11 protein-coding genes are annotated in these 13,238 nt (G+C 68.2%); 8 read left to right on the top strand and 3 right to left on the bottom strand.

Annotated features, from left to right (window positions below; translation table 11 throughout):
* The first annotated feature begins 158 nt into the window (after positions 1 to 158).
* The gene (locus AB0N05_RS25935) at positions 159 to 1,388 is read left to right on the top strand and encodes a helix-turn-helix domain-containing protein (protein WP_364698455.1); all 1,230 of its coding nucleotides are present in this window, start codon (positions 159 to 161) and stop codon (positions 1,386 to 1,388) included.
* Between the two features lie 40 nt (positions 1,389 to 1,428).
* On the opposite strand, the gene AB0N05_RS25930 is transcribed toward AB0N05_RS25935, so the two are convergent.
* Complete coding sequence (locus AB0N05_RS25930) at positions 1,429 to 2,196, bottom strand: TSUP family transporter (RefSeq protein ID WP_364698454.1); 768 nt, start codon at positions 2,194 to 2,196, stop codon at positions 1,429 to 1,431.
* A 299-nt stretch (positions 2,197 to 2,495) separates the two neighbouring features.
* Here AB0N05_RS25930 and AB0N05_RS25925 point away from each other — a divergent pair, with 299 nt between their 5' ends.
* Both AB0N05_RS25925 and AB0N05_RS25920 read left to right on the top strand, forming a co-directional pair.
* Positions 2,496 to 3,779, top strand: coding sequence for a histidine kinase (locus AB0N05_RS25925; RefSeq protein ID WP_364698453.1), 1,284 nt, complete (start codon positions 2,496 to 2,498; stop codon positions 3,777 to 3,779).
* Positions 3,780 to 3,810: 31 nt separating this feature from the next.
* Complete coding sequence (locus tag AB0N05_RS25920) at positions 3,811 to 4,473, top strand: response regulator transcription factor (RefSeq protein WP_364698452.1); 663 nt, start codon at positions 3,811 to 3,813, stop codon at positions 4,471 to 4,473.
* Here the strand turns inward: AB0N05_RS25920 and AB0N05_RS25915 are convergent.
* Positions 4,437 to 5,318, bottom strand: a complete 882-nt coding sequence (locus AB0N05_RS25915; RefSeq protein WP_364698451.1) for an NAD(P)H-binding protein — start codon at positions 5,316 to 5,318, stop codon at positions 4,437 to 4,439. The two genes, AB0N05_RS25920 and AB0N05_RS25915, sit on opposite strands and share 37 nt — an antisense overlap.
* A 128-nt stretch (positions 5,319 to 5,446) precedes the next feature.
* Between AB0N05_RS25915 and AB0N05_RS25910 the strand changes: the two genes are divergently transcribed.
* Positions 5,447 to 6,568, top strand: coding sequence for an AsnC family transcriptional regulator (locus AB0N05_RS25910; RefSeq protein WP_364698450.1), 1,122 nt, complete (start codon positions 5,447 to 5,449; stop codon positions 6,566 to 6,568).
* Positions 6,569 to 6,665: 97 nt separating this feature from the next.
* On the opposite strand, the gene AB0N05_RS25905 is transcribed toward AB0N05_RS25910, so the two are convergent.
* A complete protein-coding gene (locus AB0N05_RS25905) occupies positions 6,666 to 7,808 on the bottom strand; it encodes an NAD(P)/FAD-dependent oxidoreductase (RefSeq protein ID WP_364698449.1) in 1,143 nt (380 codons plus the stop codon).
* A gap of 84 nt (positions 7,809 to 7,892) precedes the next feature.
* On the opposite strand from AB0N05_RS25905, the gene AB0N05_RS25900 reads away from it, so the two are divergent.
* The 4 genes from AB0N05_RS25900 (at position 7,893) to lnt (ending at position 12,978) form a co-directional block, all read left to right on the top strand.
* The gene (locus AB0N05_RS25900; RefSeq protein ID WP_364698448.1) at positions 7,893 to 8,564 is read left to right on the top strand and encodes a TetR family transcriptional regulator; all 672 of its coding nucleotides are present in this window, start codon (positions 7,893 to 7,895) and stop codon (positions 8,562 to 8,564) included.
* 110 nt (positions 8,565 to 8,674) lie between these two features.
* Positions 8,675 to 9,169 carry an FxsA family protein gene (locus AB0N05_RS25895; RefSeq protein WP_364698447.1) on the top strand — a complete coding sequence of 165 codons (495 nt, stop codon included), beginning with the start codon at positions 8,675 to 8,677 and terminating at the stop codon, positions 9,167 to 9,169.
* 139 nt (positions 9,170 to 9,308) lie between these two features.
* Positions 9,309 to 10,904, top strand: coding sequence for an amidohydrolase (locus AB0N05_RS25890; RefSeq protein ID WP_364698446.1), 1,596 nt, complete (start codon positions 9,309 to 9,311; stop codon positions 10,902 to 10,904).
* A gap of 475 nt (positions 10,905 to 11,379) precedes the next feature.
* Positions 11,380 to 12,978, top strand: a complete 1,599-nt coding sequence (gene lnt / locus AB0N05_RS25885; protein WP_364699085.1) for an apolipoprotein N-acyltransferase — start codon at positions 11,380 to 11,382, stop codon at positions 12,976 to 12,978.
* Positions 12,979 to 13,238: the final 260 nt, after the last annotated feature.

The following is a 13,238-nucleotide window of genomic DNA, read 5'->3' as shown; positions in this document are numbered from 1 at the left end:
GGGTTCAACAATCCACGCAGGCGGAGTGAAATACGCAGCATGCAAACATGCACACGCTGCAAGAATGCATGAAGTGCGAAGAAGCACACCATGAAACGCGCGCGACAAGTCCTGGACATGCCACGTTTTGCTGTCGGGATGCCGTAGGGTCTGCCCGCGTGCCGCCATCCGCACTCCGCGATCGCAAACGGGAACGTACCCGCCGAGCCCTACTCGAAGCAGCTGTCGAACAGTTCGAGTCCAGAGGTTACGAGGCGACCACCGTCGCCGATATCGCCGCCGCCGCCGAAGTAGGCACGAGAACATTCTTCAACTACTTCGCCAGTAAAGAGGAACTGCTCTTCCCCGAACCCGACGAACGGGTCACCGCGGCAGTGCAAGCCATCGCCACCCGCCGCCCCGATGAGCGGCCCGTGGAGGTACTGCTGCGCGCGCTGCGCGCCGCCGGGGACAATCCCGGTGATCACCTCGGCGACAACCTCGCCGCGCGCATCGCGGTGCTCCGCGCGCAAATATCCCGCACCGTGCCCGCGGTGAGTGGCCGAGCCGCCTACGCCCAGTTGGCTTCCCAGCAGGAGATCGCCCGCCAGCTACGGGCCGCCTTCCCCGAAGAACTGGACGAAGTCGGCGCGGCCGCCTTGGTCGGCGCGGTCATCGGCGCGGTGACCGGAGCGCTGACCGCCCTCTTCCAGAACCGTCAGGCCGTGGAAGACGGTGACCGCCTGCACCGCCAGATCCGAGAAACCACCTCGAAAGTCCTGGCCCCCTGGCTGAATCCACCCTGCACGCACTCGCACCGCCAGTCGGTGGAGGACACGCAGGCCCCCGCGCAATCGACCCGGGCCGAGCTACCCACTTCCGAGCCCACCGACGCCGCGGCCCTGCAAACCGCACGGGCGGTGCTGACCCAGACCGATACCGCGGCCGTGCAAGCAGCGCACGCGGCGGCACGGACCGAGGCGTCCGTCGCCCCGCGAACCGAAGCGCCGGAGGCGATCACCACACTCGCCGATCGGATCGAAACGCAGTTGGCGGCCCCCGAGGCCGCGTCGGTCGCGAAGTCCGGGCCCGAGCGGTTCGACACCCCGGTACCCGAACGGATGGTGACATTCGGCGCGGAGCGAGCCGACACGCCCGCCGCCGACCAGCCGAATCCGTCGGTGCCGCACATGCGTCCGACCGTCCTGGAGCAGCCGAGCTGGCGAGCGCGGGTGCATCCGGGCTCACCGGTCATGCTCACCGACCGCCGCATGGGGATCGCGCCGGAACTGCGCCGCAGTGTCGAACCGCCCGCACCCCCGGCTCCGGAGGGCGAGTCCGACCTGGAGTCCGACAGTCGCGCCATAGCGGAGGCCGTCCGCCGCGCGAGCACCGAAGTCCTGGTCTGACGAACGCCGCAGGGCTGATCCCCGCCGAATTCGGTGGGGGTCAGCCGAACTGCTGCCAGCCCAGTCGAATCACCATGCCCACCACCACAACCAGCAGCACGATTCGGACGAATCCGGCTCCGCGCGCCAGCGCCATGCGCGAACCCACAATGGATCCGGCCACATTCCCCACCGCCATCGACAGGCCGAGCGCCCACAGCACATGGCCCGTCGAGGCCAGGAAGATCAGCGATCCCAGATTGGATCCGCAGTTGACCACCTTGGCCATGGCGGCGGCCCGCACGAATTCGGTGCCGAGCAGCGTGGCGAAGGTAATGATGAGGAACGTTCCGGTGCCCGGCCCGAGAATGCCGTCGTAGAGCCCGATCAGCCCCGCCGCCAGCGCCACCACCAGAATCGTCTTGCGCCGGGTCGGCGGATGCGTGGCCATGGTGACCCCGATGGACGGCCGCATGGTCACGAAGATCGCCACCCCGACCAGCACCACCATCACGATCGGCACGAAGAACTTCCGATCGATCAATGCCACGGCCGCCGAGCCGCCCGCCGCCGCCACCGCGGCGATCCCAGCCGCGGGCACCAATAACCGCCACCGCATCGGCACCTTGCGCGAAAAGGTGATCACCGCCGCGCTGGTCCCGGAGAACGCCGCAATCTTGTTGGTGCCCAACGCCGTCTGGGGAGCCAGCCCCGGCATCACCACGAACAGTGTCGGCAGCACAATCAGCCCACCCCCGCCCACCACCGCATCAACCCACCCGGCCGCCACCGCCGCCGTCAGCAAGACCGCCCAGTCCGCAACACTCACCCCCAGACCCAAGCACCCGCGCCACCCTCGGGCAAACCCGCCCAAGTCCCAGCGCGCCCGATCAACCAAGATCAGGGAGCGCTGACGTCGCTCTCACCCCCGAATTCCCGCCACCACAGCTCCCTCGGCGACTGCTCCCCTCGAGGGAGGGCGTTCAGTGGTGTCTGCTCGCAGGATTCGCGTCGTCCGGGCTTCCTGATCTTGGCCGACTGAGTGGACAAGCGAGTCCGGGGAGATGCGGCGGCTCGTCGGCATCGCTGGTGGGAGGGCGTGTGGGAGGGAACCTTTAGGGTGGGGTAATGCGCAGATTCAGTTTGTGGCTGCGTGGGAAGCCGCTGATCACCGATTCGATGCTGGCCCTGGGGCTGCTGATCCTCGATGTGCTTGCCGTGGGCGAGAGCACGAATAAGTCGGCCTACCTCGTCATCAGCGTGTTGCTGCCACTGCCGGTGGTGTTCCGGCGCACCCATCCGCGGGCGGCGGCTGTGGCGATGGTGGTCGCGTCTCTCATGACGAGTTTCGTGCACGGGGCCGGTCATGACACCTCGGTGCATCCGGCGCTGCTGGGGCTGGGGATCCTGCTGTACACGCTGGTCGCGTATGTGGGCCGCCGCGAAGGACTTTGGTACCTGGGGGTGCTGGTGCTCGACAGCCTGCTGTCGGCCGCGCTGATCGGGAAGCCCGCGGGCGGGGACATCCCCTTCACCGCTCTCTACTACGCCCTGTGCTGGACGCTGGCCGAATTCGTCGGCGCGCGACACGCGTACGACGCCGAGGTGGCCGCGCGACTCGCCGTCGCCGATTACGACCGGGAGCGCCGAGCCCACGATGCGGTGGCCTTCGAACGCACTCGCATCGCACGCGAGCTGCACGATGTGGTCGCGCACGCGGTGAGCGTCATGATCGTGCAGGCCGACGGCGCGCGGTACGCGCTGCGCCACGACCCGGATGTCGCCGAAAAGGCGCTCACCACCATCGCGGGCACCGGCCGCGAAGCCCTGCGGGAACTCCGCCGCACCGTCGAACTGCTGCGCACCGAACACGCGCCCGAGGAACTGCCGCAGCACGGCACGGCGGGGATCGCCAAGGTCGTCGCGATGATGAGGGACACCGGCCTGTCGGTATCGCTCGAATTGAGCGGCGAACTCGACACCGTCAGCCCGGAAGTCAGCCTCGGCGTGCATCGCATCGTGCAGGAATCGCTCACCAATACCCTGCGCCACGCCGGGCCCGACCCCCGCGCCCAAGTCAAGGTGTTGCGCGGCGAGACCGACGTGGTCATCGAGGTGGTCGACTCCGGTGGTATCCCGGCCGCGAGCCCGGCGCCGCGCCGCGCCCTGGTCACGGCTCCCGGCGTAGCGCCCGCGGGTGCGGCGAACGGAACCGGCGGCCTCCCACACGAACTCGCCGCACCGTCACCGGCCCGCGCGCCGGGCAGCCGCATCCCCGGCAGCGGGCTCGGCCTGGTCGGTATGCGCGAGCGCATCGCGGTGCTCGGCGGCACCCTTTCCGCAGGCCGGAACCCCAATGGCGGCTGGACCGTCCGCGCCACCATCCCGCTGACTAGGGACCTGCTCGAGTAATTCGCTGTGGTCGGCCGATAGATTGATGGGTGTGCCGATCACCGTTCTAGTAGTCGATGACCAGGAGCTCATGCGCGCGGGGTTGCGGATGGTGCTCGGTGCCCACCCCGATATCGAAGTGGTGGGGGAGGCCGACAATGGGGCCACCGCCGTCACTCGTGCCCTGGAGCTATGCCCCGATGTGGTGCTCATGGATGTGCGCATGCCGATCACCGACGGCGTGGCCGCCACCGGCCGCATCATCGAATCCGGTTGTGGCAGCCGGGTACTCGTCATGACCACCTTCGACCTCGATGAACACGCCCTGGGCGCGTTGCGCGCCGGGGCCAGCGGGTTCCTGCTCAAGGACACCCCGCCCGAGGACCTCATCTCCGCGATTCGCAGTGTCGCGGGCGGTGACGCGGTCGTCTCCCCGAAGGTCACCAAGCGACTACTCGACCGCCTCATCGCCGAGGATCCGGCCGCCGGTCGTGACCCCGGGATTCTGGAAGTGCTCACCGCCCGCGAGCGCGAAGTCCTCGAGCACATTGCCGCCGGGCGCTCCAATGCCGAGATCGCGGGCCAGCTCTTCCTCTCCGAAGCCACGGTCAAGACCCACGTGGGCCGAGTCCTCACCAAACTCGGCCTCCGCGACCGCGTCCAAGCCGTGGTCCTCGCCTACGAAACCGGGCTGGTCCGCCCCGGCAGCGCCTGACCGAAGGCTGCCGCGTGATCCGCGGCCCATTGCGCGAAAGTGCGTGGGGCGCTTCCGGTGACGTCTTGCACGGTGGGATACACGACCGAGGTGAACGACTCCAGCGCGGTTGCCCGCAGCGCCATGATCGCATCGGCCAGTTCGGCGGGGACGCCGTGGTCGAGGATCGCCGAGCGGGCCTGCTCGGGGGAGACCTCGACGTAGTGCAGCGGACGGCCGAGGACCTCGGCGAGGATTTCGGTCTGCTCGCCGGGGGACAGGGGCTGTGATCCGCTCAGCGTGTAGGTTCGCCCGTCATGGCCCTCGCCGAGTAGCGCGACGGCCGCGACGGCCGCGATATCGCGCGGGTCCACCACCGCGATCCGGCCCTGACCGAATGCGGCGTACACGGTGTCGTGATCGCGAATGCTGCCCGCCCAGTGCAGGGCATTGGACATGAAACCCAAGGGCCGCACGATCGTCCATGGCACACCCGACGCTTCCACGGCCTGCTCACCCGCGCGATGCCACGTGGGAATGGGGTCGGTCGCGGCATCATCGCCCGTGCGACCGGAGGACAATTTCACCAACCGGGTGACTCCGGCCGTGGCGGCGGCCTTCGCGAGGATCCCGTCGTGCTCGGGAATCTCCGGTCCGCTCGACAGCAGAAATACCCGCTCGATACCCTGCATCGCCCCGGCGACGGCGACGGGATCACCGAGATCCGCCCCGACCACCTCGACTCCTGCGGGAAGGCCCGCTTCGGCGGGCCGACGGCTCACCGCCCGCACCCGGGCTCCCGCCTCGACCAGCTGATCCACCAGTGCGCGGCCCACGGTTCCGGTGGCTCCGGTGACAAGAATCATTGCGCTACTTCCTCTTTCGCTGTGCGCCTTCCGATCGAACGCGCCCTGCGATCCACCTTCGGTGGCGAATGCCCTCCGATCCAGCAGCAGCCACCAGACTGCGGAAATCTTCCATATGATCTTCGAATATGAACGAAGCGACCACCCTCGACGAGGTGGACCGCGGCCTGATCCACGCCCTGCATATCGACGGTCGCGCCCCCTTCGGCCGCATTGCCGCGGTGCTCGGCGTCTCCACCCAAACCGTCACCCGCCGCTACCGCCGCCTGCGCGAAACCGGCCTGCGCGTCATCGGCCTCCCCGACACCACCCACACCGGCCACTCCCAATGGCTGGTCCGCCTGACCACGACCACCACCGCCGCCCAGAACCTCGCCCACGCCCTCACCCGCCGCCCCGACACCTCCTGGGTCAAGCTCCTGTCCGGCGGCACCGAAATCCTCTTCATGGCAGACATCCCCTCCCACGCCGACCCCACCAAATCCCTACTCCTGCACGACCTCCCACGCGCCACCGGCATAACCGGCGTCTCCGCCCACCTTGTGCTGCACACGTACCACGGCGGCCCCACCGCCTGGCAAGGCCACCTCACCGCCCTCGACTCGACTCAGCGCCACACCCTCGAATCCGCACTGCCGCAACAGCAGACCCACCAATCGGATTCGCCCACCGATCCGGCCGCGCCCGAGGTCGCTTCAAGATCAGGGAGCAGTGGTGGCGCGATCAGCCCCGAATTCACACCACCACAGCTCCCTCGGAGATCGGGACCGGAGGCGGCGCTGCTTGGAGTGCTCGGGCGGGACGGTCGCGCGACGATCGGTGAGCTTGCGGCGGCTACCGGATGGTCGCAGGCCACGGTCACCCGGCGATTGGCGGAGCTGCGCACATCCGGTGTGCTGTTCTTCGACGTCGAATTCGACGACACCCTGCTCGGGGGCACCACCCAGGCACTGCTGTGGATGACCGTGCACCCCGCGCGCCTGAACGAGGTCGCGACCGCCCTGGCCGCCCATGCCGAACCCGCCTTCGTCGCGGCCACCACCGGTTCGACAAACCTTGTCGCCCAAGCCCTGTGCCAGAGTCCCGCCGCCCTGCATCGCTACCTCACCGGCCCGGTCGGTGCGCTCGAGGCGATCCAAACCCTGGAGACGACCCCGGTCCTCCAAACGCTGAAAGCGGGCGGTCGTGCCGTCTCCGACCTTCGTGCGGCCGTCCCGGTCCATGGCCGACGTGGACGTTCGGCACGGTGAATTCGTGGGTGGCTCAGGGCTCTTCGCACTCGGTGCCTCCTGGATCCCGCTGTGATCGCTGCGGCCGCGCACATTGGTGGCAGCCGGAGAGCATGGATCAGGACTGCGCGGCGGCATGGCGAGTGCCGTTGAACAGGTCGATCAATCCGAAGGGTGCGCGGTCGTCGAGGCAGATCTCCAGGATCTTGTGTGCGTGCCCGGCGGTCGATTCGCTGCGCGGGAACATCGCTGTCTCGTAGGCGGTGAGGGCGGCTTCGATATCGCCGGGGTGCGCGGCGATTGCCTGCCCGAGCTCCGCACCATCGAGCATTGCCAGGTTCGCGCCATCGCCGGAGGGCGGCATGAGGTGCGCGGCGTCGCCGAGGAGCGTGACCCCGGGTACCCGTTCCCAGCGGTGCCGGTTCGGGAGCGTGTAGATCGGGCGCGGGGTCGGCGCGGTTTCGCCATCGGTGATCAGTGCGGTGAGTTCTGGTGTCCACCCGTCGAATTCGGCTGCGATGGCCGCGGTCGCCGCGGCGGCGTCGGTGAAATCGATACCGGCGATCCATGCCTCGGAGCGGTTCAGCTGGACGTAGGTGTGCAGAACGTTTCCCGCCTCGCGGTGCGCGGCAATGCCTTTGCCGGGGGTGGCCGCGAACATCGAACCGCCGCCGACCGCTTCGGCTGCCGCGGCATGCCGTTCGTCGGCGTCGTACAGGTAGGTCTCGATGAACGTGGTGCCGACGTACTCGGGTTGGGCGGCCGAGAGCAGCGGCCGGACCTTCGACCAGGCCCCGTCCGCGCCGACGAGCAGTTCGGTGGTGACCGTGGATCCGTCCGCGAAGGTCAGGGCGTGCCGACCGTCGCCGAGTGCCCTGACGTCGGTGAGTTTCTTCCCCCACTGAATCGTGTTCGCGGGCAAGGAGTCCAGGAGAATGCGCCGCAGGTCGCCGCGGAGCACCTCGGGTCGGCCGCGGTTTCCGTCATCGGCCTGGTCCAGGAGCACCTCCCCGTCCTGGGCGAGCACGCGCGTCGCCTCGCCGCCCACGTGAATGATCGCGCGGAACTCCTCGGTGAGACCGGCTGCCTCGAGGGCGAGCTGGCCGTCTTGTTCGTGAATGTCGAGTTGGCCGCCCTGCGTGCGGGTTTCGGCCGAGGGGTCCGCCTCATAGATGGTCGCGGGGATTCCGTTCAGGTGCAGAACGCGGGCGAGGACGAGGCCGCCGAGGCCTGCGCCGACGATCGTTACTGGTGTCTTCATTGGGTGCTCCTTCCGAGCGTGATGTTGGAACGCTGTTCCATAGAGAGTTTGGAACAACGTTCCATTCGTGTCAAGATGGTGTCCATGGCGAGCAAGACGCGGCGGAACGAACGACGCACGGACGCGCTCTCGAAGGAGCGGATCGTCGAGACCGCGGTCGAGATCCTCGATACCGAGGGGGAGGGCGCACTGACCTTTCGCGCGCTCGCGGCCCGCCTGGCCACGGGTCCCGGAGCGATCTACTGGCATGTCGCGAACAAGAACGACCTGCTCGCGGCGGCCACCGACGAGGTCATCGGCCGCGTCATGACCGAGGTGGTCGGTAGTGCGGAGCCACAGCGGGCGATCCGTGCCGTCGCCCTCGGCGTTTTCGACGCGATCGACGCACACCCCTGGGTGGGTGCGCAGCTCTCCGGCCCAGCGGGGCAATCCGCGATATTGGAGATCTTCGAAGGTCTCGGCAAACAGCTTCGCGCGCTGGACGTCCCGCAGCGGGCGCACTTCGGCGCGGCCTCCGCCCTGCTGAACTACATTCTCGGCGTCGCCGGGCAGAATGCCGCGAACGCTCGCATGAACCCGCACTTGACGGATCGATCGGACTTTCTCGACAGCGTGGCCACGCGGTGGGAACAGCTCGACCCGGCGCGGTATCCGTTCGTGAATCAGGTCGCGGCCCAGTTGCGTGATCACGACGACCGCGAGCAATTCCTCGCGGGAATCGACCTCATCCTGGCCGGGATCGGCACCCTCCACTAGCCGCGGTTCCGGTGATCGCGAAGCCGAGAGTGATGTGAGGATCACCGCAGCCGGGAGAAAAACGCCGGGGTGGGGCGTTGAGCGAGTAGATCGATCGAAAGGATCGGGATATGCCTGCCCTGTTGTTTGCCGCCTACTTCATTGCCGAGATCGCCACCTTGGTGCTGTTCGGGCACCTCATCGGGGTGTTCCCGACGATTCTGCTGCTCATCGCGGGATCGGCGGCCGGGTTGATTCTGGTGCGGTCGCAGGGGCGGCGGGTGATCGAGGGCTTCCGGCGCGCTTCGCGCGGTGAGGTCGAGCCGAGTACCGCTGTCGCGGATGGCGCGCTGGTGACCGTGGGCGCGGTGCTCATGTTCGTGCCCGGCCTGCTGACCTCGCTGCTCGGCCTGCTGGCGCTCATGCCGTTTACCCGGTTCGTGATTCGCCCGGTGGTGGCGGCCTTCGCTGCCCGGCGGTTGAGTCGAGTGGCCACCGCGGTCGGTCCGTACGGATACCGCAATGTGGTCATCGACCCCGATGGCGAGGTCATCGACGCCACCGTCGTGACCGAGTACTACGACGACGGCCAGGGCAACGGGTACCGCGCGATCGATCCGCGCTGATCTTGTCGGCGCTGTCCGGCGGCGTCGACGGTAATGAGGGCTGGGCACCGATTCGGTGCCCAGCCCTCACTCGTCTGCGGGACGCCGGGAGCGAATGCGGTTGTGGGTCCGGCGCGCGGGTGGGGCAGACTTGAGCCCCGTGAGTACCCAGTTGCTTGTCGGCGGCCGCATCTACAGTTCGACCAATCCTGACGCTACGGCGATGGCCGTGACCGACGGCACCGTGGTGTGGGTGGGGCTGGAACGGGCCGGGCGGGCGCTGCACCCGGATGCGGAAATCATCGAGCTGGACGGGGCATTCGTCGCGCCCGCGTTCGTGGATCCGCATGTGCATGTGACCGCGCTGGGGTTGAAGCTCACGGGACTCGATCTGACACAGGCGCGTTCGCTGAGCGAATGCCTGGAGTTGCTGCGGGCGCATGCCGTGGCGCAGCCGCAGGGCGCGATCCTGGGCGAGGGGTGGGACGAGACCGGCTGGGCCGAGGGACGTCCGCCCACCCTCGAGGAAATCGACGCCGTCGCACCGGGCCGACCGGTGTATCTGGCTCGGGTGGACGCACATTCGGCCGTGGCGTCGACGCCGCTGCTGGACGCGGTCCCCGGCATTACCGAGGCGACCGGCTTCACCCGTGGCGAACCGCTGCGCGCCGACGCCCACCACCGGGTGCGGGGCGCGGCGCTGGGTGCGCTGGACCGGTTGCAGCGCGACAGCGCCCGCCGGGCCGCCCTGAATGCCGCCGCCGCCAATGGCATTGCGGCCGTGCACGAATGCGCTGGACCCGACATCTCGGGCGAAGCGGATGTGCGTGAGTTGCTGGAGTTTTCGCACGGGGTCGAGGTGCGCGCCTACTGGGGCCAGGCCGTGCGCACCACCGATGAGGCCAGCGCCTTGGTGAAGGATCTCGGCGTGCACGCCCTCGGCGGCGACCTGTTCGTGGATGGTTCGATCGGCTCGCACACCGCCTGGCTGCGCGCGCCCTACGCCGACCGCGACACCACCGGCACCAGCTACATCGACACCGACGCCATTGCCGCCCACGTGCTGGCCTGCACCGAGGCCGGAATCCAGACCGGCTTCCATGTCATCGGCGATGCCGCGATGGACGCGGTGGTCGAGGGCTTCGAGCGTGTGGTCGCCGAACTCGGCGGACCGGCCGTGGCCTCGCGCGGGCACCGCCTCGAACACGCCGAGATGATCGACGCCGACCAGATCGCCAAACTCGCCCAGTGGGGCGTAATCGCCAGCATCCAACCGGTATTCGACGCCACCTGGGGTGGCCCCGACGGCATGTACGCCGCCCGCCTGGGTGCGGACCGGGCCGCGACCCTGAACCCCTTCTCCGCCATGGCTTCCGCGGGCATCTCCCTCGCCATCGGCTCCGACGCCCCGGTGACCGTCCTCAACCAGTGGGAAGCCATCCGCGCCGCGGTCAACCACCGCACCCCCGGCCACCAGATCTCCCCCCGCGCCGCCTTCGCCGCCGCCACCCGCGGAGCCTGGCGCGCAGGCGGCATCCGCGATGGCGTGGCAGGCACGTTGGTCCCCGGAGCCCCCGCCTCCTACGCGGTCTGGGAAGCCTCCGACCTGGTAGTCGCGGCCGCCGCCGACACCGTCCAGCGCTGGTCCACCGACCCCCGCTCCCGAGTCCCCGGCCTCCCGCCCCTCACCCCCGACGCAACCCTGCCCCGCTGCCTGCGCACCGTGCACCGTGGAACCACCATCCATGAGGCCTGACCCCGCCCCCGAAACCACCCCCGCCTCAATACCTTCCGGGCCGCACGACAGCGGCTCCACGCACGATGGAGCCTCGATGCCTCGCGAAGAGACCGCCAGCGCAGCGCCCGCACCGGAACCCGGTGCAACGGCAGAAGCGGACGATCGGGGCCACTCGGATACCAGCAACTCGGGCCGCCAGGATGACACCGCCATGGTGGCCGCTCCCTCGGACAGTGTGGCGCCCAACGAGAGTGTGGCGCGCACCGAAAGTGCCGCTGCCTCGGACGGTGCGGCGCGGACCGAGAGTCCGGTGCGCGCCGAAAATGGTGGTGTCGCAACCTCATCGGACGCCGCAAGCGGTTCCGGAGCTGGGCGAGGGAGCTCTCATGGCGGGGATTCGGGCGAAAATCTACCGCCAGTGCTCCCTGATCTTGGTTTGGGGCTGACGGCGCGGGTGAGCTTGTCGCTGGGGCGGCATCCGGTGGCATGGCGGATGGTTGCGGCTGTGGTCGCGGGGTTGTTGCTGTTTGCCAGCTTTCCGCCGCGGACGTTGTGGTTTCTTGCGCCGGTGGGGATTGCGCTGTTGACCGTTACCGTGCGCGGGAGTGGGCGGCTGCGTGGGGGATTCGGTTACGGAATGCTGGCGGGGCTGGGGTTTTTCTTGCCTTTGTTGCCGTGGACCGGAATTTATGTTGGGCCGGTGCCTTGGTTGGCATTGTCGACGGTGTTGTCGGTGTATGTCGGGTTGTTCGGGATGTTCACCCGGTTGATCGGCGGGCTGCGGGGGTGGCCGCTGTGGGTTGCGGCGGGGTGGTCGTTGACCGAGTGGGTGCGGGCTAGTTTTCCGTTCGGTGGATTTCCTTGGGGGAAGCTGGCTTTCGGGCAGGCTGATGGGTGGTATCTGCCGTATGCCATGGTCGGTGGCGCGCCGTTGGTGAGTTTCGCGGTGGCGCTCACGGGTACGGGACTGGCTGCGATCGCGGTGTGGTGGTGGCGGTCTCGGGGTGGTTCCGAGGGTTCGAAGGGCGCGCAGCATAGTTCCAGATGGGGGGCTTTGCATCTCACATCGTGGAACCGGATTGTTGCTGCGGCAATGCTTGTGGCTATTATTCCGATCACCGGAGTGATCCTCCGGACCGCGCTGCCCGGCCCGGAGGACGGCAATCGGCTGATCACGGTCGCCGCCATCCAGGGCAGCGTGCCGCGGTTGGGTCTGGACTTCAATTCTCAGCGCCGCGCGGTTCTCGACAATCATGTCAAGCGCACCGAGGAACTCGCCAAGGCCGTCGCGGCCGGGCAGGCCGAACAGCCGGATGTGGTGATCTGGCCGGAGAATTCGTCCGATATCGACCCGCTGCGCAATGCCGATGCGGCCGCGCTCATCTCGCAGGCCTCGCGAGACATCAAGGCGCCCATCCTGGTCGGCGCGGTGCTGGTGAACAATGATCGCACCACCACCAATTCGGTAATCGTGTGGAACGGTGACGCCGGTCCGGGGGAGCGGCACGACAAGAAGATCATTCAGCCCTTCGGCGAGTATCTGCCCTATCGCAGCTTCTTCCGGCACTTCTCCGAGTACGCGGACCGTGCAGGCTATTTCGTGCCCGGCAGCGGCGACGGCGTGGTGCACGTGCAGCCCGATACCGGTGGCGCGCCGGTCGCGATCGGCGTGGCGACTTGCTACGAGGTGGCCTTCGATCGCGCCTTCGAGGAAGCGGTCCGCGCGGGCGCGCAGCTTCTGACGGTCCCGTCCAATAACGCCACCTTCGGCGATAGCGAGATGACCTTCCAGCAGCTGGCCATGTCGCGGGTGCGCGCGGTGGAACACGGCCGGGCCGTGGTGGTCTCGGTGACCACCGGTGTGAGCGCCATGATCACCGCCGATGGCACGATCCAGCAGCAGACTCCGCAGTTCGTTCCGGCGGCCCTGGTAGCGAAGCTTCCGCTACGGACAGACACGACACTCGCGACCCGTTTGGGCCCCCTGCCCGAAGGGATCTTGTGTATCCTTGCCGCGGCTGCCGCTGTGGTGGCGGGAATTCGGCGGCGGACGCGCACCCCTGCGAAACCGACCGACCAGGATGCCGGGTAACCTTCCGGCGCGATAACAGTGAGCACGTGCGACGAGGGCCGTGCCGCTGGGCGATCTCGATATTCGCCAACATGTAGCTAGAGCCTTTTGCTCGCCCGGTATGTCTGAATCTGTGCTGTTCCTTATGCGAATTCAATGACAATCGCGAGGTTTGCCTTGTAGTAACTGGCCTAAAACTGCGCTCCGCCAACGCTGTTCGTTGCGGGCAACTCGAGATCACCACCGATCCGCTCGGCGGGATGCTCCGAATCATAGGGCGT

The organism is Nocardia sp. NPDC051030 (assembly GCF_040683015.1).
In the GTDB taxonomy this organism is placed as follows: Bacteria; Actinomycetota; Actinomycetes; order Mycobacteriales; family Mycobacteriaceae; genus Nocardia.
This window is presented reverse-complemented; position numbering and strand designations above follow the sequence as displayed.

Bases quoted from the DNA above. Each gene is read 5' to 3' on its own strand.
- AB0N05_RS25925 (WP_364698453.1), top strand. From the start codon at position 2,496: ATGCGCAGATTCAGTTTGTGGCTGCGTGGGAAGCCGCTGATCACCGAT.
- AB0N05_RS25915 (WP_364698451.1), bottom strand. From the start codon at position 5,318: ATGATTCTTGTCACCGGAGCCACCGGAACCGTGGGCCGCGCACTGGTG.
- AB0N05_RS25910 (WP_364698450.1), top strand. From the start codon at position 5,447: ATGAACGAAGCGACCACCCTCGACGAGGTGGACCGCGGCCTGATCCAC.
- AB0N05_RS25905 (WP_364698449.1), bottom strand. From the start codon at position 7,808: ATGAAGACACCAGTAACGATCGTCGGCGCAGGCCTCGGCGGCCTCGTC.
- AB0N05_RS25900 (WP_364698448.1), top strand. From the start codon at position 7,893: ATGGCGAGCAAGACGCGGCGGAACGAACGACGCACGGACGCGCTCTCG.
- AB0N05_RS25895 (WP_364698447.1), top strand. From the start codon at position 8,675: ATGCCTGCCCTGTTGTTTGCCGCCTACTTCATTGCCGAGATCGCCACC.
- lnt (WP_364699085.1), top strand. From the start codon at position 11,380: ATGGTTGCGGCTGTGGTCGCGGGGTTGTTGCTGTTTGCCAGCTTTCCG.